Source organism: Streptomyces sp. NPDC101194 (assembly GCF_044767885.1).
In the GTDB taxonomy this organism is placed as follows: domain Bacteria; phylum Actinomycetota; class Actinomycetes; order Streptomycetales; family Streptomycetaceae; genus Streptomyces.
Window position 1 is genome coordinate 277,539 of sequence record NZ_JBIWOS010000007.1, and the last position, 20,721, is coordinate 298,259.

Annotated in this window: 17 protein-coding genes; 11 read left to right on the top strand and 6 right to left on the bottom strand. The window is 72.2% G+C overall.

Features of this window, described 5'->3' with window-relative positions; genetic code table 11:
- Window positions 1-15 precede the first annotated feature (15 nt).
- The 7 genes from ACIRP2_RS25960 (at window position 16) to ACIRP2_RS25990 (ending at window position 10,482) form a co-directional block, all read left to right on the top strand.
- On the top strand, window positions 16-1,758 hold the full coding sequence (locus ACIRP2_RS25960; RefSeq protein ID WP_404254175.1) for an amidohydrolase: 1,743 nt from the start codon (window positions 16-18) through the stop codon (window positions 1,756-1,758).
- Window positions 1,755-3,077 carry an MFS transporter gene (locus tag ACIRP2_RS25965; protein WP_404254177.1) on the top strand — a complete coding sequence of 441 codons (1,323 nt, stop codon included), beginning with the start codon at window positions 1,755-1,757 and terminating at the stop codon, window positions 3,075-3,077. The genes ACIRP2_RS25960 and ACIRP2_RS25965 overlap by 4 nt, the downstream gene beginning before the upstream one ends.
- 139 nt (window positions 3,078-3,216) lie before the next feature.
- Window positions 3,217-4,368, top strand: coding sequence for an ATP-binding protein (locus ACIRP2_RS25970; protein WP_404254179.1), 1,152 nt, complete (start codon window positions 3,217-3,219; stop codon window positions 4,366-4,368).
- Between the two features lie 144 nt (window positions 4,369-4,512).
- Window positions 4,513-5,640 (top strand): phenylalanine--tRNA ligase subunit alpha, encoded by a 1,128-nt coding sequence (pheS, locus tag ACIRP2_RS25975; protein WP_404254181.1) that lies wholly within the window; start codon window positions 4,513-4,515, stop codon window positions 5,638-5,640.
- Entirely contained in the window at window positions 5,640-8,153 is a 2,514-nt protein-coding gene (gene pheT / locus ACIRP2_RS25980; protein ID WP_404254183.1) for a phenylalanine--tRNA ligase subunit beta, read from the top strand. The genes pheS and pheT overlap by 1 nt, the downstream gene beginning before the upstream one ends.
- A 349-nt stretch (window positions 8,154-8,502) precedes the next feature.
- On the top strand, window positions 8,503-9,852 hold the full coding sequence (locus ACIRP2_RS25985; RefSeq protein ID WP_404254185.1) for a transcriptional regulator: 1,350 nt from the start codon (window positions 8,503-8,505) through the stop codon (window positions 9,850-9,852).
- 99 nt (window positions 9,853-9,951) lie between these two features.
- Window positions 9,952-10,482 carry an NUDIX hydrolase gene (locus ACIRP2_RS25990; RefSeq protein ID WP_404254187.1) on the top strand — a complete coding sequence of 177 codons (531 nt, stop codon included), beginning with the start codon at window positions 9,952-9,954 and terminating at the stop codon, window positions 10,480-10,482.
- 72 nt (window positions 10,483-10,554) lie between these two features.
- Here ACIRP2_RS25990 and ACIRP2_RS25995 read toward each other — a convergent pair whose 3' ends face one another.
- On the bottom strand, window positions 10,555-11,415 hold the full coding sequence (locus tag ACIRP2_RS25995) for a 3-hydroxybutyryl-CoA dehydrogenase (RefSeq protein WP_326764625.1): 861 nt from the start codon (window positions 11,413-11,415) through the stop codon (window positions 10,555-10,557).
- A 198-nt stretch (window positions 11,416-11,613) separates the two neighbouring features.
- Here ACIRP2_RS25995 and ACIRP2_RS26000 point away from each other — a divergent pair, with 198 nt between their 5' ends.
- Entirely contained in the window at window positions 11,614-12,906 is a 1,293-nt protein-coding gene (locus tag ACIRP2_RS26000) for a glycoside hydrolase family 10 protein (RefSeq protein WP_404254450.1), read from the top strand.
- A gap of 104 nt (window positions 12,907-13,010) precedes the next feature.
- Here the strand turns inward: ACIRP2_RS26000 and ACIRP2_RS26005 are convergent, their stop codons facing one another.
- Window positions 13,011-13,223: a DUF1918 domain-containing protein gene (locus ACIRP2_RS26005; protein WP_404254189.1), complete on the bottom strand. Its 213-nt coding sequence runs from the start codon at window positions 13,221-13,223 to the stop codon at window positions 13,011-13,013.
- An 85-nt stretch (window positions 13,224-13,308) separates the two neighbouring features.
- Window positions 13,309-14,259, bottom strand: a complete 951-nt coding sequence (locus tag ACIRP2_RS26010; RefSeq protein ID WP_404254191.1) for a DMT family transporter — start codon at window positions 14,257-14,259, stop codon at window positions 13,309-13,311.
- On the opposite strand from ACIRP2_RS26010, the gene ACIRP2_RS26015 reads away from it, so the two are divergent.
- On the top strand, window positions 14,258-15,715 hold the full coding sequence (locus ACIRP2_RS26015) for a PLP-dependent aminotransferase family protein (protein WP_404254193.1): 1,458 nt from the start codon (window positions 14,258-14,260) through the stop codon (window positions 15,713-15,715). The genes ACIRP2_RS26010 and ACIRP2_RS26015 overlap by 2 nt on opposite strands.
- 187 nt (window positions 15,716-15,902) lie before the next feature.
- Window positions 15,903-16,478, top strand: coding sequence for a histidine phosphatase family protein (locus tag ACIRP2_RS26020; RefSeq protein WP_404254195.1), 576 nt, complete (start codon window positions 15,903-15,905; stop codon window positions 16,476-16,478).
- A gap of 744 nt (window positions 16,479-17,222) precedes the next feature.
- Here the strand turns inward: ACIRP2_RS26020 and ACIRP2_RS26025 are convergent.
- From ACIRP2_RS26025 to ACIRP2_RS26035, 3 genes are all read right to left on the bottom strand, one after another.
- Window positions 17,223-17,966: a Clp protease N-terminal domain-containing protein gene (locus ACIRP2_RS26025; RefSeq protein ID WP_404254197.1), complete on the bottom strand. Its 744-nt coding sequence runs from the start codon at window positions 17,964-17,966 to the stop codon at window positions 17,223-17,225.
- A gap of 74 nt (window positions 17,967-18,040) precedes the next feature.
- On the bottom strand, window positions 18,041-18,541 hold the full coding sequence (locus tag ACIRP2_RS26030; RefSeq protein ID WP_404254199.1) for a hypothetical protein: 501 nt from the start codon (window positions 18,539-18,541) through the stop codon (window positions 18,041-18,043).
- Window positions 18,542-18,664: 123 nt separating this feature from the next.
- Complete coding sequence (locus ACIRP2_RS26035) at window positions 18,665-19,162, bottom strand: peptidylprolyl isomerase (protein WP_404254201.1); 498 nt, start codon at window positions 19,160-19,162, stop codon at window positions 18,665-18,667.
- Window positions 19,163-19,512: 350 nt separating this feature from the next.
- Here ACIRP2_RS26035 and ACIRP2_RS26040 point away from each other — a divergent pair, with 350 nt between their 5' ends.
- A complete protein-coding gene (locus ACIRP2_RS26040; protein ID WP_404254203.1) occupies window positions 19,513-20,619 on the top strand; it encodes a hypothetical protein in 1,107 nt (368 codons plus the stop codon).
- Window positions 20,620-20,721 lie beyond the last annotated feature (102 nt).

Here is a 20,721-nt window from a genome sequence, read left to right on the forward strand (position 1 = left end):
GAAAGACCCCCGCCCGTGAAACTCGATCTGCTGGTCCGCAACGCGCACATCCTGACCCTCGACGACGCCCGGCCCACCGCCCGCGCCCTCGGCGCCCTGCACGGCCGTGTCGTCGGGCTCGACGAGGAGGTCGAGCACCTCCCCGCCGTACGGATCCTCGACGCGGGCGGCGCCACTGTCGTGCCCGGCTTCAACGACGCGCACTGCCACACCGCGTGGTTCGGTCTCACCCTCACGCAGCTGGACGTCTCCGGGGCGCGGACCGTCGACGAGGTGTACGACGCCGTGGCCGCCCACGCCGCGGGGCTGCCCCAGGACGCCTGGGTGATCGGCGCCGGCCTCGACCACAACCGGACCGGCGGGCGCTACCCGCACCGCGATGCCCTCGACCGGGCCGCGGGCGGCCGGCGGGTGTGGCTGAAACACACGTCCGGCCACGCCTGCGTCGTCAACACCCCGGTGCTGCGGCTCGCCGGCATCCTGGCCGACGGCTTCACCGACCCGGACGGCGGCGTCGTCTCCCGGGACGAGGACGGCCGGCCCGACGGGCTCCTGGAGGAGACCGCCCAGCGCCTCGTGCAGCGGCACGTGCTCCCGTACCCCGTGGAGACCGTCGCCGATGCCGTCGGCGCCGCCACCCGCCACTACCTCGCCGAAGGCATCACCAGCTTCACCGAGGCGGGCATCGGCGGTGGCTGGATCGGCCACACCCCCGTCGAACTCGCGGCGTACCAGCTCGCCCGCGACACCGGCAGGCTCCACACCCGTGCCCAGCTGATGGCCGCCTCCGACGTCCTGCACCCGTTGGTCTCGCACGCCGACGACGGCATCGACCTCGGACTCGACCTGGGGATGCGCACCGGCTTCGGCGACGACCGGCTCTCCCTCGGACCGGTCAAGATCTTCCTCGACGGGTCCCTGCTCGGCCGCACCGCCGCCGTCACCGAACCCTTCTGCGGCTGCCCGCACAACGAGGCGGAGGCGGCGAATCCCACCGGATACCTCCAGAACGACGCCGACGCCATGACCGGGATCGTCGTCGCCGCGCACCGATCCGGCTGGACCGTCGCCGCCCACGCCATCGGCGACCGGGCCGTCGACCTCGCACTCGACGCATTCGCCCGCGCCCAGCGTGAACTCCCGCGCCCCGGCGTGCATCACCGCATCGAACATGCCGGGGTGGTCCGCCCCGACCAGCTCGGCCGGTTCGCCGAACTGGGAGTGGTCCCCGTGCCGCAGCACAACTTCCTGCCGCCGTTCGGCGATGCCATGGCCGAGTCGCTCGGTGCCCGGCGGACCGCCTGGTCCTATCGGCTGCGCTCGCTGCTCGACCTCGGCCTGCCGGTACCCGGCAGCTCCGACCGGCCCGTCGCCCCCGGCGCCCCGCTGCCCGCCATCCAGGCCATGGTCCAGCGGCGCACCGGCTCGGGCGCCGTCTACGGGCCCGACGAGCGCGTCCCGGTCCTCGACGCGCTGCGCGCCTGGACCGAGGGTTCCGCCCGTGCCACCGGCTTCGGCGACCGCAAGGGACGTCTCGTCCCCGGACACCTCGCCGACCTCACGATCCTCGACGCGAACCCGCTCCGCACCGATCCCGACCGGATCGGCTCGCTCCAGGTCCTCGCGACCGTCGTCGACGGCGATCCCGTCCACGACCCGCACGGCCTCGCGGCCCAGGCCGCCACCCGCACCCCCGCACAGCCCGTTCCCCCGTCCCCCCAAGGCCACCAGGCCCTCCGTCCCCAGGAGAACGTGTGAGCTCGCCCGACATCAAGGACATCCGGCGGCTGCTGATCGCCGCCTTCACCGGCACCGCCCTGGAGTGGTACGACTACTTCCTCTACGGCACCGCCGCCGCCCTGGTCTTCAACCGGCTCTTCTTCCCCGAGCTGGACCCCGCCGTGGGCACCATCGCGTCCTTCGTCACCTTCGCCGTGGGCTTCGTCGCCCGCCCCATCGGCGCGGCCGTTTTCGGCCACATCGGTGACCGGTACGGTCGCAAGGTCGCCCTGATCATCACGGTGGTGATGATGGGCGTCACCACCGGCTGCATCGGCCTGCTGCCCAGCTACGCCACCATCGGCATCTGGGCCCCCGTCCTCCTCGCCCTCCTCCGCTTCCTGCAGGGCATCTCGGTCGGCGGTGAGTGGAGCGGCGCCATGCTGCTCACGCTGGAGCACACCCCGAAGGAGAAGCACGGCAGCTACTCCTCGATCCCGCAGCTCGGCTCGCCCGTCGGCACCCTGATCTCCTCCGGCGCGTTCGCGCTCGTCGGGATGCTGCCCGACGACGCGTTCTACTCCTGGGGCTGGCGTCTGCCGTTCCTCGCCGCGTTCCCGCTCCTCGGCTTCGCGCTCTACATGCGACTGCGGATCGAGGAGTCGCCGGTCTTCCACGCGATGCTGGCCGACGCCGAGAAGAACGGCCCGAAGCCCGCACCGCTCATCGAGGCGTTCCGCCGCACCTGGGGCCGCATGATCGTCGGCGTCGGCGCGGCCCTGCTCGGCGTCGGGGGCTTCTTCCTGATGACCACGTTCATCATCTCGTACGGCACCGACGAGCTCGGCATCGACAAGTCCGTGATGCTGAACGCCACCCTGATCGGCTCGGTCGTCGAGATCGTCGTGCTCGTCGTGGCCGGCCGGATCGCCGACCGGATCGGCTCCTGGAAGGTCTGTGCCATCGGCGGCCTCGCCTCGATGGCAGTCGCCTTCCCGGCCTTCTGGCTCGTCGACACCGGCAGGCCCGCACTGGTCTACCTGGGCGTGGGGCTCGGGATCGGGGCGCTCTCCATCCCGTACGCCCCCATCGGCGCCGTGGTCTCCGGCATGTTCCCCGAGGCGTTCCGCTACAGCGCCGTGGCGATGTCGTACAACCTCGCGGGCGTCGTGGCCGGATTCGTACCCCTGCTCGCCACCTCGCTGACCGGCGCGGCGAACGGTGCCTCGTGGGGCGCGGCCCTGCTCCTGATGGTGATCGCGGCCTGCACGGCCGCCGGATCGTTCGCCTCCGGATCGCTCACGGGTCGGGAGCGGGCGACCCGGCCGGCCGAGGGCTGCGTCGAGGCAGCCGTCTGACCGACGCCGAGCCCCGTACCCCGCCCCGACGGCGGACCGCGGCAGTGCGCCCCCGCAGGGTGTCGCTCCGTCACCGACGACTAGTAGGGTGACGAACTCGGGGGCCCACTGCACCGGTTCGAGAGGTGGGGTACGGGATATGGCTGTCGGCATGAGCAGGCCGCGCGACACACGCACGGCCGTCGTGCGCCCCCGCGAGGGCCCCGGCCCGGCCGACTGCCCGGATGCGGGCCCCTTCGACGCGGCCGTCGACCCCGACGACCTTCCCGACGGTCTGGTCGTCGCCGACGAGACCGGCCGGGTCATCTGTTTCAATGCCGCCGCCGCCCGGATCACCGCCGTGCCCCGGGCCGCCGCTCTCGGCCGCCCCTTGGAGCGCGTGCTGCCGCTGGAGGACCTCAAGGGCCGCCGCTGGTGGGCCCTGACCGACCCGTACGGCGGACTCGCCACCCGGGTCGGCCAGCCCGAGCGCAATCTGCTGCTGCCGGGCGGCCGGGAGGTCCTGGTCTCCGCACGGTACGTACGCGAGCACCCGACCGGTCCCGTACGCCGCCTGGTGGTCTCGCTGCGCGGCACCGAGGCCCGTCGCCGCAACGAACGCAGCCACGCCGAGCTGATCGCGACGGTCGCCCACGAGCTGCGCTCGCCGCTGACCTCCGTCAAGGGCTTCACCGCGACCCTCCTCGCCAAGTGGGAGAGGTTCACCGACGACCAGAAGCGCCTGATGCTGGAGACCGTCGACGCCGACGCGGGCCGTGTCACCCGGCTCATCGCGGAGCTGCTCGACATCTCCCGGATCGACTCCGGGAGGCTGGAGCTGCGACGCCAGCCCGTGGACCTCTCCGCGGCCGTCGAACGCCACATCCAGACCCTCACCGCGAACGGCCAGACCCCCGACCGCTTCCTCGTCCGCACCTGCCAGCCGCTGCCCGTGGTCTGGGCCGATCCGGACAAGGTCGACCAGGTGCTCGGCAACCTGCTGGAAAACGCGGTGCGCCACGGCGAGGGAACCGTCACCATCGAAGTCGCACCCGCACCCGCGAAGAGCGACGAGAAGGGAACGGCCGTCACCGTGAGCGACGAAGGCCCCGGCATCCCCGAGGAATCGATGGGCCGTGTCTTCACCCGCTTCTGGCGGGGGAGCAAGCGCGGCGGTACGGGCCTGGGCCTCTACATCGTCAAGGGCATCGTCGAGGCGCACGGCGGCACGATCACGGTCGGTCGCGGCCCCGGCGGCGGCGCCGAATTCCGATTTATTCTGCCCGTGAGCGCGCCGGCCTACCTGGCCTGAGCAGCCCACGGGCCTCCTACACATCCTGTGACCCGTAGACTCGACCCTTGGCACCTTTGCGTCCTCCAGCCGTCGAGCGGGGCCGCGGGGTCCGGGGTGTCCCCGGTTCAGAGCAGTATCAGCCAATCGGAAGCACGGGAAGAGATGTCGGCACCGAACAAGTCGTACGACCCAGTCGAGGTCGAGGCACTGAAACCGGAAGAGATCGAGCGCATGCGGGACGAGGCGTTCGCCGCCTTCGCCGCCGCCGGTGACCTCGACGCGCTCGCCCAGGCGAAGACCGCGCACACCGGTGGTACCTCGCCCCTCTCGCTCGCCAACCGGGAGATCGGCGCGCTGCCGCCGCAGGCCAAGGCCGAGGCGGGCAAGCGCGTGGGCCAGGCCCGCGGCGCCGTGGGCAAGGCGCTCGCCGCCCGTCAGGCGGAGCTGGAGGCCGAGCGGGACGCCCGCGTGCTGGTCGAGGAGGCGGTGGATGTCACGCTGCCCCACGACCGCACCCCGGCCGGAGCCCGCCACCCGCTGACGACCCTCATGGAGCGCGTCGCCGACGTCTTCGTGGCCATGGGCTACGAGGTCGCGGAGGGCCCCGAGGTCGAGGCGGAGTGGTTCAACTTCGACGCGCTGAACTTCGTGCCCGACCACCCGGCCCGACAGATGCAGGACACCTTCTTCGTCCGCGGCGCCGACGGCGGCGACAACGACGAGTCCGGAGTCGTGCTGCGCACGCACACCTCGCCGGTCCAGGCCCGTACGCTGCTCGACCGCGAGCCCCCCGTCTACGTCGTCTGCCCCGGCCGCGTCTACCGCACCGACGAGCTCGACGCGACGCACACCCCGGTCTTCCACCAGATCGAGCTGCTCGCCGTCGACGAGGGCCTCACCATGGCCGATCTCAAGGGCACCCTCGACCACATGGTCCAGGCGCTCTTCGGCCCGGACATGAAGACCCGGCTCCGGCCGAACTTCTTCCCGTTCACCGAGCCGTCCGCCGAGATGGACATGGTCTGCTACGTCTGCCGCGGCGCGTCCGTCGGCAACCCGGACCGTCCCTGCCGCACCTGTGGCAGCGAGGGCTGGATCGAGCTCGGCGGCTGCGGCATGGTCAACCCCAAGGTGCTCATCGCCTGCGGGGTCGACCCCCAGAAGTACAGCGGATTCGCCTTCGGGTTCGGCATCGAACGGATGCTGATGTTCCGCCACAACGTCGAAGACATGCGAGACATGGTCGAGGGTGACGTCCGGTTCACCCGGCCGTTCGGGATGGAGATCTGATGCGTGTCCCGCTTTCCTGGCTGCGGGAGTACGTCGACCTGCCGGCGACGGAGACCGGCCGTGACGTACAGGCCAAACTCGTCGCCGTGGGTCTGGAGGTCGAGAGGGTCGAGCAGATCGGCGCCGGCCTCAAGGGCCCGCTGGTCGTCGGACAGGTACTGACCATCGAGGAGCTGGAGGGCTTCAAGAAGCCCATCCGCTTCTGCACGGTCGACGTCGGCGACGCCAACGGCACCGGCGAGCCGCAGGAGATCGTCTGCGGAGCCCGTAACTTCTCCGTCGGCGACAAGGTCGTCGTGGTCCTCCCGGGCGCCGTCCTGCCCGGCGACTTCGCGATCGCCGCGCGCAAGACGTACGGCAAGACCTCGCACGGCATGATCTGCTCCACCGACGAGCTCGGCATGGGCGACGACGGCACGCACGGCATCATCGTGCTGCCGCCGGAGCACGAGGTCGGCAGCGACGCCATCGAGCTGCTCCAGCTGGTCGACGAGGTCCTCGACATCGCCGTCACACCGGACCGCGGCTACTGCCTCTCCATGCGCGGCGTCGCCCGCGAGACCGCCATCGCGTACGGGCTGCCGCTGCGCGACCCGGCCCTCCTCGACGTGCCCGCGCCGAACGCCTTCGGCCACCCGGTCAAGATCGCCGACCCGATCGGCTGCGACAGGTTCACCGCACGCACCGTCGTCGGTCTCCAGCCCGAGGCACGCTCCCCGATCTGGCTGCAGCGCAGGCTGCAGAAGGCGGGGATGCGTCCGATCTCGCTCGCCGTCGACGTCACCAACTACGTGATGCTGGAGCTCGGCCAGCCGCTGCACGCCTACGACCGCTCCCGCCTCGACGGGCCGATCGGGGTGCGCCGCGCCCAGCAGGGCGAGAAGCTCACCACCCTCGACGGCACGGTCCGCGTCCTGGACGCCGAGGACCTGGTCATCACCGACGACCGCGGGCCGATCGGCCTCGCGGGCGTCATGGGCGGTGCCAACACCGAGATCGCGGACGTCCAGGACGGTGCGCACAGCACCACCGAGGTCGTCATCGAGGCCGCGCACTTCGACCCGATCTCGATCGCCCGGACCGCGCGCCGCCACAAGCTGTCCTCCGAGGCGTCCAAGCGCTTCGAGCGCGGCGCCGACCCGCAGGCCGCTGCCGCCGCCGCACAGCGCACCGTCGACCTCCTGGTGCTGCTCGCCGGAGGTACCGCCGAGGCCGGGGTCACCGAGGTCTGCGCCCCGTCCGCGCCCCGCACCATCACGATGCCCGCCGACCACCCCGACCGGGTGGCCGGTGTCGGCTACGGCCGCGAGACCGTCGTACGGCGTCTCCAGGAGGTCGGCTGCGACGTCTACGGTCAGGACGAGCTGCTCGTCACCGTGCCGTCCTGGCGCCCCGACCTCGGCGAGCCCAACGACCTCGCCGAAGAGGTCATCCGGCTCGAAGGCTACGAGAACCTCCCGTCCACCCTCCCGACGCCGCCCTCCGGCCGCGGGCTCACCGACCACCAGCGGCTGCACCGCAGGGTCGGCCGGGCGCTCGCCGGGGCCGGCTACGTCGAGGCGCTGAACTACCCGTTCATCGGTGACGCGGTCCTCGACCAGCTCGGAATCGACGCCGACGACGGCCGTCGCCGTACGGTCGAGCTCGTCAACCCGCTCTCCGACGAGGAGCCGGCGCTGCGCACCACGCTGCTGCCGGGCCTGCTCGGGGCACTGCGACGCAACGACGGCCGTGGCAGCCACGACCTCGCGCTCTTCGAGACCGGCCTGGTCTTCAGGCCGAGTGGCACCGAGAAGAAGGCCGTGCGGCTGCCGGTCGACCGGCGTCCCACCGACGAGGAGATCGCCGGACTCGACGCCACGTTGCCGCGCCAGCCGCGCCGCGCCGCGGCCGTCCTCGCGGGCGCCCGCGAGCAGGCCGGCTGGTGGGGCAAGGGCCGCCCGGCCGACTGGGCGGACTCCATCGAGGCCGCCCGCACCATCGCCCGCGAGGCCGGTGTCGAGGTGATCGTCCGGAGCGACCAGCACGCACCGTGGCACCCGGGCCGCTGCGCCGCGCTGTACGTGACGGTGAACGGCGAGGAGACCCTCTTCGGGCACGCCGGCGAGCTGCACCCGCGCGTCATCAAGGAGCTCCACCTGCCGGAGCGCACCTGCGCCATGGAGGTCGAGCTCGACGTCCTGGAGCAGGCCGTCGACGGCGTGCTCCAGGCGCCCCGGATCTCCGCCTTCCCGGTGGCGACCCAGGACGTCGCGCTGATCGTCGCGGAGAGCGTCCCCGCCGCCGAGGTGGAGCGGGCGTTGCGCGCGGGCGCGGGTGAACTCCTCGAATCGCTGCGGCTGTTCGACGTCTTCACCGGCGAGCAGATCGGTGCGGGCCGCAAGTCCCTGGCGTACGCGCTGCGCTTCCGCGCCGCCGACCGCACGCTGACCGTCGACGAGGCCACGGCCGCCCGTGACGCCGCGGTGGCGCTGGCCGCCGAGCGGACGGGCGCGGTGCTGCGGGGCGCGTAGCACCGCACGTCACGCATCGTGAATGAAGGGGCGTATCCGGAGACCGGATACGCCCCTTCCGTGCTCGCCGAGCGGCACAGAACCGCTCGCGGGCGCTCCCCGCGCCGTCCTCGCCGCCACGGAGGGCCGGGCAGGTCGGCGGAGACGGACGGCGCGGGTGCGGGTCGTCGACTGTACGAGGGGGAGCAGACGACCCGGCCGCCTCTTGCGAGACGACTGATTCAACCGATCCGCGCACCGGTGCAACAGCGTGCGCAGCGGGACGGTTGGGGCATTCCGTTCACACCCCGTGTGAATCGTGCTCCACTGGTGCGACACGCCTCGGCGTGCCGAACCACCGGAGGGGCGCATGGGGGCGACGGAGCCGAACATTCTGCTGGAGGCCCTGATCGAGGAGGCCGGGGTCTCCCGGGCGGGCCTCGCCGCGCACATCAACCGGGCCGGCCGCTCCCGCGGACTGTGCCTGCGGTACGAACACACCGCGGTGGCCCGCTGGTTGAAGGGACAGCGCCCGCGTGGCCAGGTGCCGGACCTGATCTGCGAAGTGCTCGGGAACCGGCTGAACAGGCCTCTTTCACTGGACGACATCGGCATGGCGACCCCGGGTGCCGGTGCTGCCGTGCCCGCGTCCACGCTCACCGGATTCGTCGAGCGGGCCACCGCGCTGTGGCGCTCCGACGAACAGCAGCGTCCGCACACGCTCGCCTCGGCCGCCGTCACGGGCACCGCCGCGGTGATGCCCGTCTGGGAGTGGGAGAACCCGCCCGAGGACGTCGACGTCTCCCGCGGCGGCGTCACCCGTGTCGGCATGGCCGACATAGTGATGTTGCGTGCGGCCCGTGCCCACTACGAACTGATGTACCGCAGGGCCGGTGGAATCGCGACCCGTTCCCGCATCGTCGGCTTCCTCAACGCCGAGGCCGCACCGCTGTTGCGCGGCGGCTACAGCGACGCGACGGGGCGTCGGCTCCACCGGGCGACGGGCGGTCTGGTGGCCGTCGCGGGCATCTGCGCCTACGACTCCGACGCGCACGGGCTGGCCCAGCGCTACTTCCACCAGGCGCTTCGGCTGGCCAAGGCGAGCGGGGACCGGGCGCTGGGCGGATACGTGATCGCCCTGCTGGTCAACCAGTCGCTGTTCCTCGCCGACTACCGGCAGTCGGTGGCCTTCGCGCAGGCGGCGTTGCGGGCCGCGGGCAGGCACATCACTCCGGCGCTGGCCGCAGATCTGTACGCGATGCAGGCCAAGGCGTACGCCCGCATCGGCGACGCGGGCAGCGCCCTGGAGTGCATCCGGCGCGCCGAGTCGGAGGCCGAACGCATCCGGCCGGGCCATGAACCGGACGAGACCGGGTACGTCCAGCCGGGCCTGGTGGACGTGCAGGTGGCCGAGGCCCTGCTCAGCCTCGGCGATCTGCCGGGAGCCCGGGAGCACGCGGCGACGGCCGTGCGGACCCCGGCGCACGATCGGGGGCGGGTGCACCGGCTGGCCATGCTGACCCATGTCGAGCTGCGTCAGGGCGAGGCGGACCGGGCCGCGGCCACGGCCGTGGAGATGGCGGAGCGGGCCAGGGGCATGGAGTCGCAGCGGCTGCGCGACCGGCTGCGCGCGGTGCGCGAGGACCTGATCGCGAGCGGCTGTGCCGAGGCGGGGCGGGCCGCCGAACTGATCGACGGAGCGCTGCGCGTACCGCTGTGAGTACTGCCGTACGTGCGGGTTCGCGGGTACCGGTACGTTCCCCTCCGATGCGGATCCTGCTGCGATGTTGCCACCTACTTGTCGGAAGGTGGCAGAACTGTGCAATGGGCGAATCTGAACGAACAAACTGTGTATGAGAACCGTTGGTTCCGGGTCAACTTGGCCGATGTGGTCATACCCGACGGCCGCCATCTCGACCACTACCTCATCCGGCTCCGCCCCGTCGCCGCGGCCACCGCCGTCAACGAGGCCAACGAGGTGCTGCTGCTCTGGCGCCACCGGTTCATCACCGACAGCTGGGGCTGGGAACTGGCCGCGGGGGTGGTCGAGGAAGGCGAGGACATCGCTGTCGCCGCCGCCCGGGAGATGGAGGAGGAGACCGGCTGGCGCCCCGGCCCGTTGCGCCCGCTGCTGACGCTGGAGCCGTCGAACGGCCTCACCGACGCCCGGCACCACTTCTACTGGTCCGAGGAGGCCGACTGGACCGGTCATCCCAGTGACGACTTCGAGTCCTCGCGCCGGGAGTGGATACCGCTCAAGCTGGTGCCCGACCTGATCGCCCGCGGCGAGGTCCCGGCCGCAGGCATGGCGGCCGGGCTGATGATGCTCCATCACTTACGGCTGGGATGAGGCGCCCCGAACCACGGACGGGGCCGGCCGGGGGATCGCCCCGGCCGGCCCCGTGCGGGCACGAGAGAGGAATCAGGAGTACGGGTAGAAGCCCGACCCCGTCTTGCGGCCGAGTCGGCCCGCGTCCACCATCCGCTGGAGCAGCGGGGGAGCGGCGTACAGCGGCTCCTTGAACTCCGCGTACATGGAGTCGGCGACGGAGGCCACCGTGTCGAGACCGATCAGGTCGGAGAGCTTGAGCGGGCCCATCGGGTGGGCGCAGCCGAGCTCCATGCCGTTGTCGATGTCCTCACGGCTGGCGATTCCCGACTCGAACATCCGGATCGCGGACAGCAGATACGGAATCAGCAGCGCGTTGACGACGAAGCCGGAGCGGTCCTGGGCACGGATCGGGTGCTTGCCGAGGACGTCCTGCACCAGGGCCTCGGCGCGCTTCACCGTCTCGTCGGACGTCGTCAGCGCGGGGATCAGCTCGACGAGCTTCTGCACCGGGGCCGGGTTGAAGAAGTGGATGCCGATGACCTGGTCCGGACGAGAGGTCGCCACGGCCAGCTTCACCAGCGGGATGGAGGAGGTGTTCGAGGCGAGGATCGCGTCCTGCCGGGTCACCACCTGGTCGAGCACCTGGAAGATCTCGGTCTTGACCTGCTCGTTCTCCACGACCGCCTCGATGACGAGATCGCGGTCGGCGAACTCTCCCAGGTCGGTGGTGAAGCTCAGCCGCGCCAGTGTCTCGTCGCGCTCCTCCGCAGTGATCTTGCCTCGTTCGGCGGCCTTCGAGAGGGAGTTGTGCAGCCGGGTGCGGCCGATCTCCAGCGCCTCGCCGGTGGTCTCGGCCACCATGACCTCGAGACCGCTGCGGGCGCACACCTCCGCGATGCCCGCGCCCATCTGGCCACAGCCCACCACTCCGACGCGTGCAATGTCGGCCATAGAGTCCGTCACCTCGTGCCTTTCGCTGTTCTGCGTGTCGCAGGTTCCCGTCTGATTCCGGTGCCCGCCCCGACCCCACGACGTTACTCCGCGGCCTACGGGTCATCGCGGGCCGGGGCGGGCATGCTCTGCGTTACGCCTGATTACAGAGGCGACAGTTGTTGACGACGAGGACAGAGAGACGGCAGGTGCATGGATATGCGGCAAATGGCCCGAAGAGGCTTTGTGGCGGGTGCGGCCGGCGTGGTCGCGGGTGTGGTGAGCACGGTCGCCACGGCGGGTGCGGCGTCCGCGGCGCCGTCCCGGCAGGGCGGTTCCGGGCGGACGGGCGCACCGCAGCGCGGGGGCGGTCACCAGGTCGATCGGCGTGAGCTGCGCGGCATGTGGGTCGCCACCGTGGCCAACCTCGACTGGCCCTCGAAGCCCGGACTGACGGCGGCCGCGCAACAGGCCGAGCTGATCGCCTACCTCGACGAGGCCGTCGACCGCCGGATGAACGCCGTGATCCTCCAGGTCCGGCCGACCGCCGACGCGCTGTGGCCCTCCCCCTACGAGCCGTGGGCCCAGTACCTCACCGGGGTGCAGGGCAAGGACCCCGGCTGGGATCCGCTGGGCACCGCCGTCCGCGAGGCCCACCGCCGCGGCCTGGAACTGCACGCCTGGTTCAACCCGTACCGGGTCGCCAACCACACCGACCCGTCCCGGCTGGTCGCCTCGCACCCCGCCCGGCTGCACCCCGACTGGGTCCTGCCGTACGGCGGGAAGCTCTACTACAACCCCGGAATCCCCGAGGTCCGCCGCTTCGTCCAGGACGCGATGCTCGACGCGGTCCGCCGGTACGACATCGACGCCGTGCACTGGGACGACTACTTCTACCCGTACCCGGTGGCCGGGCAGGACTTCGACGACGACGCCACCTACGCGAAGTACGGCGCCGGCTTCCCGGACAAGGCCGCCTGGCGGCGCGACAACACCGACAAGCTGGTGCGCGAGACCGCCGAGCGGATCAAGAAGATCAAGAAGAACGTCCGGTTCGGGATCAGCCCGTTCGGGGTCTGGCGCAACGCCGCGACCGACCCGCTCGGCTCCGACACGAAGGCGGGGGTGCAGACCTACGACGATCTGCACGCCGACACCCGCGGCTGGATCAAGAAGGGCTGGATCGACTACATCTGCCCGCAGATCTACTGGAACATCGGCTTCGCCGCCGCCGACTACGCCAAGCTGCTGCCCTGGTGGAGCGAGGTCGTACGGGGCACGGGCGTCGCTCTGTTCGTGGGCGAGGCCCTCTACAAGGCCGGTGACCCCGCTCAGCCCGCGGCCTGGCAGGATCCGGCCGAACTCTCCCGCCACCTCGACCTCGCCGCCCGCTACGACCAGGTGCGCGGTCATGTCTACTTCTCCGGCAAGGACGTGGTGACCGACCGGAACGGAGCCATGGCCCGGTTGGTCGCCGACCACTACCGCAACAGGGTGCGTCCACCCCGCTGACAGAAGAAGCGGAGGGAACGCACCTGGTGCTGGGGCGGGCCGCCGGGAAGCCGTCGGCCCGCCCGGGTCCCGGGGGCGAGGAGCAGCGCGTCCGTCGAAGGCCGCTACGTGGTCTTCGGCGCCTGCTTCCGGACGGCGGCGTGCTGCACGACGCTGTCGGGACCGGGTGAAATGAGGTGTTCGTGCCCGTCCTCGGAGCGGACGCGGTACGGGGGAGTGCCCCCGGCACCGAGCACTTCGACGATTTCTGCGACATGGTCGTGCTGTCCCACGGTCCTGCCGTGCGTCAGCAGCCGGTCGCCCGCGTGTGCCTCCATCGGGAGTGACCTCCTCACGGGTGGCGGTCCTTGTCGACAAGTCTATGACCGTACGGTGACTTCGCCCGGTGGAGGAGCGAGGTTCTCATCCGGCACGGCGGGCGCGTCCCGCCCGCTGGGTGGCCGCGATACAGACCAGCACCGCGACCGCCGCCACCGGAGCGGCGGCCGAGACCTCCTCGCCGAGCAGGAAGAACGACCACACCAGAGTCAGCAACGGCTGTGCGAGCTGGAGCTGGCTGGCCCGCGGCACGCCGATCTCCGCCATCCCGCGGTACCAGACGTACAGACCGAGGAAGGTGGACCCGGCGGCCACCCAGAGCAGACCGAGCACTCCGTGCGCGGTCGCCCGTACCGGCTCCGACGGCAGTGCGACCGCCGCTCCCACGACCGCCAGAGGCAGGGAGAGGACCAGCGCCCAGCCGACCACCTGCCAGCCCGGCATGATCCCGGCCAGCCTGCCGCCCTCGGTGTACCCCGCCGCGCACACCAGCAGCGCGCCGAACAGATACAGATCGCCGCCGGACAGCTCGCCGCCGCTCTGCTGCACGGTGAACGCGATCACCACGCCGGCTCCGGCGAGCGCCGCGATCCAGAAGGCGCGGGACGGCCGCGCACCGGTCCGCAGCGAGGAGAACACCGCGGTGGTCAGCGGGAGCAGCCCCACCACCACGGCCGCGTGCGAGGTCGTCGAGGTCTGCAGTGCCAGCGTGGTCAGCAGCGGGAAGCCCACCACCACGCCCGCCGCGACCACGACGAGTCCGGGCCGGTGCCGGCGGTCCGGCACCGGTACCCGCCCCGCGAGCAGCGCACCGCCCGCGATCACGGCGGCGAGCAGGGTGCGCAGCGACACCAGTGACCAGGGGCCGAAGCTCTCCAGGCCCCAGGCGGTGGACGGGAAGGTCAGTGAGAAGGCGACGACGCCGAGCACGGCGAGAGCCACACCCCCACGGTTCGCCGTACCGGCCGTCATGGGGGCCGCCGATGAAGCAATCGCTATCGTGCTTTTATCAGTAGCGCTACTCTTGACTCTCATGCAAGAGCGTAGCAGCGTCGCTGAGCTGGTGGAATCTCTCCGTCATGAGGTGAATCGCTACTCACCTGGTGGAAAGCTGCCGTCCAGTCGTGCTTTGGTGGAGCGCTTCCGGGTCAGCCCCGTCACCGTCTCCCGGGCCATCGCCCGGCTCGCTGCCGAGGGCCTCGTCGTCACCCGGCCCGGCTCCGGCGCCTTCCGGGCGAGCCCCCGTACCGAGGTGCCCCCGCCGGGCGACACCTCCTGGCAGGAGGTCTCCCTCAACGGCGACGGCGGTCCCGAAGCGGTGCCGCGCACCGTCGACGCCTCAGGCGTCCTGGTCACGCTCGCCGCGCCACCGCCCGGCGTCATCGAGTTCAACGGCGGCTACCTCCACTCCTCGCTCCAGCCGGAGCGGGCGCTCGCCGCCGCCCTCGCCAGGGCCGGTCGTCGTCCCGGCGCCTGGGCCCGCCCGCCCACCGACGGTCTGACCGGACTGCGGGCCTGGTTCGCCCGGGAGATCGGGCCCGCCGTCACCGCCGCCGACGTACTGATCACTGCGGGCGGCCAGAGCGCCCTGGCCGTCGCGCTGCGCGCGCTCGCCCCGCCCGGCGCCCCGGTCCTGGTCGAGTCGCCCACCTATCCCGGCATGCTGGCCGCCGCCCGCGCCACCGGCCTGCGGCCCGTGCCGGTGCCGGTGGACGCCGATGGCGTACGGCCGGAGCTGCTCGCCGCCGCGTTCCGGGCCACCGGCGCCCGGGTCTTCGTCTGTCAGCCGCTCTTCCAGAACCCGACCGGCGCGGTCCTCGCCCCCGAGCGGCGTGGCGAGGTCGTCCGGATCGCGCGTGCGGCCGGAGCCTTCGTCGTCGAGGACGACTTCGCCCGCCGCCTGGTCCACGACGACGCCGGCCCGCTGCCCGCCCCCCTGGCCGCTGACGACCCCGACGGCGTGGTCGTACACGTCTGCTCCCTCACCAAGGTCACCTCGCCCAGCCTGCGCGTGGGCGCGCTCGCCGCGCGCGGTCCGGTGCTGGGGCGGCTGCGCGCCATCCAGGTCGTCGACAGCTTCTTCGTTCCCCGGCCGCTCCAGGAGGCCGCGCTCGAACTGGTCGGTTCCCCGGCGTGGAGTCACCACCTGCGTACCGTATCGGCCGAGCTGAGGAACCGGCGGAGCATCATGACCGCGGCCCTGCGGCTGGAGCTCCCCGCACTCGCGCTCCCCCTCGTCCCCACGGGCGGCGGCAGCCTGTGGCTGCGTCTGCCCGAGGCGGAAGCCGGCACGGACGAGTCCGCGGTGGTCTCGGCCGCGCTGCGCGCGGGCGTGGCCATCGCACCCGGCCGCCCGTACTTCTGCGCCGAACCCCCTTCCCCGCACATCCGGTTGAGCCATGCCGCGGTCGCCGGGGCGGCCGAGATCGCCGAGGGGGTGCACCGTCTGCGCGCCGCCTGCGACGAGGCCCTGACCGGCTTCGGCGCGTGAACGTCGGCCGGACGCGACGTCATGCCCCCACGGGCACCCGCCGAGGGTGACCACGGCCTTCACGGCAAGGGCGGCTTCAAGCCACGGGAGAACTCGAACCGGTGGGCGTGCCTCCGGTTCGGCCGAGCCGAAAGGGCTTGCGAAGGCACCCTTGACCCGCGTGGCGTTCGGCTCCACGATCGCCGCCATGACTGTTCGAGTCTCGCTCGTCGCCGCGGCGCGCAGCTCCGCCCTGCTCGCCGAGCGCTTCGACGACGACCGGCCGCTCGACCACGCCGGCTGGCACGAGGTGCAGCTCGTCGCGCACACCCTCGTGCCCCTGGGCGCCGCCGAACTGCGCTACTGCTCACCGACCCCGCGCAGCCGCGCCACCGGCGAGGCCCTCGGCTACGCGCCGCTCGTCCAGCCCGCTCTGCGCGACTGCGACATGGGCCGCTGGCGCGGCTGCACCCTCGCCGAGGTCGCGGCCTGCGAACCCGCTGCCGTCGACGCCTGGCTCGCCGACCCCCGCTCCGCCCCGCACGGCGGCGAACCGCTGCTCGCCTTCATCTCGCGGATAGGGGGCTGGCTGGACACCCGCCCGGCGTGCGACGGGGCCATCGTCGCCGTCGCCGAACCGGCGGTCGTCCGGGCCGCCCTCGTCTACGCGCTCAAGGCCCCGCCGTCGGCCTACTGGAACGTCGACGTCCGACCGCTGTCCACCGTCACGCTCACCGGTGTGCCGGGCCGCTGGAGCCTCAGGCTCGAAGCGGGAGCCCGCTGACCGCCCCGCCCGTGCGGGCTCGGAGCGGGAGTCCGTCGACGGCCCCGGTGCTGCGGGTGCGCGAACCATCCCGCCGGTCCGACCGTACGCCGCTCGACCATCGAGTCCGCCGGCATGTCCGGGGCGGGGAGGCCGTGCCGCGGATCCAGGGCCGCTGCGACGACCGGTTCTCCGCGGTTCGCGGCGTGTTCGAAGCGAATTTCCGGGAGCGGGAGGAACCGGGTGCGGCCGTGACCGTACCGGTCGACGGGGAGCCCGTGGCCGGTCTCCTGGACGGGCGGGCCGACGGTGCCCGCCGCCCCCGGGAGCGGGAGACCCTGGTCGACGTCCGGTCCACCACCGAGGGGCCGGCCTCCCTGTGCGCCCGCATCCTTGTCGACCGGGGCCCGCTCGGCCTCGATGCCCCGGCCGTCACGGATGGCCGGAACTCGACGCAGCGGGCAAGGAGGCAGTGCCCGTGCGCCCTGTGCTCCCGCACCGCGCCGGGGCGGCCGGACCGTGCGAACCGCACTCCCCGGCCGGGCTCCACGACGATCCGGCCCGATCCGAACGGCAGACCCTCGTCGTCCCGAAGGCCGACTCGCCACAACGGATCGCGCTCCTCGCGCAGTCGGATCCGCCGAGTGCTGCCGCGCCGGTCGACCCGCGGGCTCCGCGGACGCCGACGGCCCGCGGTGCGGGCGGCGGAGATCGCGGTGCCCGCGAGACCTGCCCCGTCGCGCGCCCCGGACGGTCCGGTGCCGGTCAGGCCTCCATGCCCGAGTGGTCGGCGACGAGTGTGACGGCTTCGGCGATGGCCGTCTCGGCGGTCGCCTTGTCGAGGCCGAGACCCGTCAGCACGCCCGCGCCGTCCTCCTGCTCCAACAGGGCCAGGAGGATGTGCTCGGTGCCGACGTAGTTGTGGCCCATCCGCAGGGCTTCCCGGAACGTCAGCTCCAGCGCCTTACGGGCCCCGGCGTCGTAAGGGATGATCTCCGGCACCGCGTCGGCCGCGGACGGCAGCGCCTGAGCCGCCGCCCGGCGGACGTTCTCCGGCGTGACGCCCTGGGCCCTGACGAACGCGAGGCCGAGCGACTCCGGCTCGCTGAGCAGCCCCAGCACCAGGTGCTCGGTGCGTACCTCGTCGTTGCCCGCCGCGCGGGCCTCGTTCTGCGCCGCCATCACCACGTTCCTGGCCCGCTCGGTGAAGCGGCTGAACCCCTGGCCGGGGTCGAGGTCCGACGGCTCGCCCGGGTCCTTGGCGACGAACCGCTTCTGGGCTGCCTGCCTGGTCACCCCCATGCTCTTCCCGATGTCCGTCCAGGAAGCGCCGGACCGCCGGGCCTGGTCCACGAAGTGCCCGATCAGGTGGTCGGCGACCTCGCCGAGGTGGTCCGCGGCGATGACCGCGTCGGAGAGCTGGTCGAGCGCGTCGGTGTGGACCTTCTTGATGGCCTCGATCAGTTCGTCGAGGCGCACGGGATTGGTCATGCGTACGGGATTCACCATGTGTCAACCATAGGTTGACACCACCTTACTGTCAATCGTTGGTTGACAGTAAGGGAAACGGGTGGCGGCAGGATTCACAGCAGTGCCGTACAGAAGACGCATCCCTCCTGGTGGTCCGGCGCGCACAGGACGCGGTGCCGCACGCACGAGGCCATGGCGGCCTCCTCCGGGCCGGGGAACGGGGAACGGCCCCTCCGCCGCTCGACGTCGGCCGGATCGAACGCCTCGACCATGTCCCGGTACTGCCGCAGGCAGTCCTCGGCGAACGGCGGCTCGTAGTCCAGCTCGCCCCACCGGTGCCTGCGCAGCGCGAGATCGAGCACCCGCAGGACGAAGTCCTTCGCCGCGGCCCGCTCGTGCGGTGAGCGGCCCCAGTCGACGTCCTCCAGATCGAACCCGACGGTCCCACGCCCCATGATGTTCTGGTCCTGCCAGGCCAGCAGCGCGGCGAAGCGGTGGTCCCAGGGGTGCTCGGCGAGATCGGACACGGCCAGCATGAGCACATCGACGAACACGTCCGTGCCGCCGTTGGACATGGACAGACTGCGGCCCCCGCCGTGAAACACGTTCCCCATCCCGGCACCGTACCGGGGAAGGCGAGCGGTGCGGGCGCCATTTCGCCCGCCGGGTACGACGGAGCGCGGCGCCCCCCGGGGGCGGGGGGGCGCCGCGCTCGTGTCAGTGGTCCCGCGTACGGGTCAGAGGGTGCCGCAGTCGGCGATGGTGATCTTCGCCGAGGGCCGGCCGCTCTGCGAGCCGAGGGCCTCGATCCTGGTGACCAGGTCCATGCTCTCCTGGTTGTCGACCTCGCCGAACACCACGTGCTTGCCGTCCAGCCACGACGTCACGATGGTCGTGATGAAGAACTGGGAGCCATTGGAGTCGGGGCCGCTGTTGGCCATGGACAGCAGGCCCGGCTTGGTGTGCGCGAGCTTGAAGTTCTCGTCCGCGAACTTCGCCCCGTAGATGCTCTGACCGCCGGTGCCGTCGCCCCGGGTGAAGTCGCCGCCCTGCAGCATGAAGGCGGGAATGATGCGGTGGAAGGACGACCCCTTGTAGCCGAAGCCCTTCTCGCCGGTCGCCAGGGCGCGGAAGTTCTCCGCGGTCTTGGGAACGACGTCGTCGAACAGCTTGAACGTGATCCGCCCGGCGGGCTCGTCGTTGATGGTGATGTCGAAGTAAACCTTGCTCGTCATGCAACCATCCTGACATCGACGCGCTCGGAGCCGACGGGCGGGCAGGTATCGGCGTCGGAGCGGTGACAAGGCCGATGCGGAGGGTGACCGATGTCCCTCCCGGCCGGTGGAGGGTCCCGGCCGTACGTGAGCAGCGTGTGCGGCGCGGTGGAACCGGACCGGTCGCGCCGGCGCGGACGCGATCACCGTGCCCGGCGCCGTCGGCCGGGTGGTGGCGAACGATCCCGCTGCCGAAACAGCCGCCGACGCGCCACGCCGTGGCGGCGCCCGGGTCGCGCGGCGGACGGAAAACACGTTGGCCGGTCGCCGCCGAGCTGCGACGATGCCCGTGTTTCCGAGGCGGAGGGCATTTGTTCGTTTTCGTGTGTGCGGGGTGCGGCGCCGGGCTGACCACCCCACTGTCCCCGGTCGCCCTGCCGGCCCACGCCCATCAGAAGTACGGGAACGGGCTTCAGCTCCCGGTGCTCATGGAATCGGGCACGTTCGCCGTGGAGCCGGAGCCCTGGGGGCCGCCGTGGCGGGCCTGGGAGGAGATCGATCCGGACGAGGCGGCGGCCCGCGGCATCCACGCACCGGTCCACGCCCTGTCCGACGGCGCACCCGGCGCGATCGTCATCGCACCCGGGGATGCCCGCGGCACCCTGCTGATCCCGGAGAAGTGCGGCGGCTACTGCTGCGGCCTCGACGGAGCCGACGGCCCCAACATGGCCTGCGAGGCGTGCGGCCTGCCGGTGGCGAGCAGGATCGACGACTGCTCGCTCTGGCAGGCGGTGTGGCTCGCCCCGGACGCCGTGCGCCGTCGCCCCGTGGGCGCCGCCGATTCCGCACCGCTCTCCTGGGCGGAGCTGATGGCGGAAGGGAAGGGGACACCCCCGTTCGAGCCGATCGCCGGGTGGGGGCTGCCGATGGGGCTGCATCACTGGTGGTCATGGAGCCCGCGGTGGGAGGCGGCGGTCGGCGGGGCGCTCGCCCATCTGTTGGCGGCCTCGGAAGGCCGACCCGTGACCGTCCCGGACGGACTGGTCGGGGAGGTGCTCCGACGCGCCCTCGACGCCCTGCTGCCCGCGGGTCCGCCGGCGCGGCGCGCTGTTCTGGCCGGACCGGGACGGCCCGTCCCCGACGCGGACGCCGACATCCTCCTCGTACCGGCCCATCCGCAGACGGGGGAGGCCTGGACCCCGGCCGGCCCGGCCGCCTCGGCGTACCCGGTGCCGCTGCCGTTCGGGGTGTGGCTGTGGATGGCCTTCCCCGAGCCGTACCCGCCCGTTCCCGCGTCCGGCGGCATGCCCGACGGCGTCCTTCGCGACGACCCGCCCGCGCCGCGCCCCCCTCACCTGTTCCGGGCCGACCCGGGAACGTTCCGGCACACCCTGGTCCGGCTGCCGGCCGTCCGCAGCCCGTGGCTGCGCGAGATCCTCGGGAACCTCACGCAGCACATGCGCGCCCGCCTCTTCTGACCGGTCGCCCGAGGGTGCCCCGCTGAAGCACTTCGACGGGCGGGACGAGAGGGTCTTTGCATAAAAGTGCGGTGATGCGTATAGTCATGCCATCGACGAGGA

Coding starts and splice junctions, on each gene's coding strand:
- ACIRP2_RS26025 (WP_404254197.1), bottom strand. CDS start 17,966: ATGGTGAATCCCGTACGCATGACCAATCCCGTGCGCCTCGACGAACTG.
- ACIRP2_RS25970 (WP_404254179.1), top strand. CDS start 3,217: ATGGCTGTCGGCATGAGCAGGCCGCGCGACACACGCACGGCCGTCGTG.
- ACIRP2_RS25985 (WP_404254185.1), top strand. CDS start 8,503: ATGGGGGCGACGGAGCCGAACATTCTGCTGGAGGCCCTGATCGAGGAG.
- ACIRP2_RS25995 (WP_326764625.1), bottom strand. CDS start 11,415: ATGGCCGACATTGCACGCGTCGGAGTGGTGGGCTGTGGCCAGATGGGC.
- ACIRP2_RS26020 (WP_404254195.1), top strand. CDS start 15,903: ATGACTGTTCGAGTCTCGCTCGTCGCCGCGGCGCGCAGCTCCGCCCTG.
- pheS (WP_404254181.1), top strand. CDS start 4,513: ATGTCGGCACCGAACAAGTCGTACGACCCAGTCGAGGTCGAGGCACTG.
- ACIRP2_RS26030 (WP_404254199.1), bottom strand. CDS start 18,541: ATGGGGAACGTGTTTCACGGCGGGGGCCGCAGTCTGTCCATGTCCAAC.
- ACIRP2_RS26000 (WP_404254450.1), top strand. CDS start 11,614: ATGCGGCAAATGGCCCGAAGAGGCTTTGTGGCGGGTGCGGCCGGCGTG.
- ACIRP2_RS26035 (WP_404254201.1), bottom strand. CDS start 19,162: ATGACGAGCAAGGTTTACTTCGACATCACCATCAACGACGAGCCCGCC.
- ACIRP2_RS26015 (WP_404254193.1), top strand. CDS start 14,258: ATGCAAGAGCGTAGCAGCGTCGCTGAGCTGGTGGAATCTCTCCGTCAT.
- pheT (WP_404254183.1), top strand. CDS start 5,640: ATGCGTGTCCCGCTTTCCTGGCTGCGGGAGTACGTCGACCTGCCGGCG.
- ACIRP2_RS26005 (WP_404254189.1), bottom strand. CDS start 13,223: ATGGAGGCACACGCGGGCGACCGGCTGCTGACGCACGGCAGGACCGTG.
- ACIRP2_RS26010 (WP_404254191.1), bottom strand. CDS start 14,259: ATGAGAGTCAAGAGTAGCGCTACTGATAAAAGCACGATAGCGATTGCT.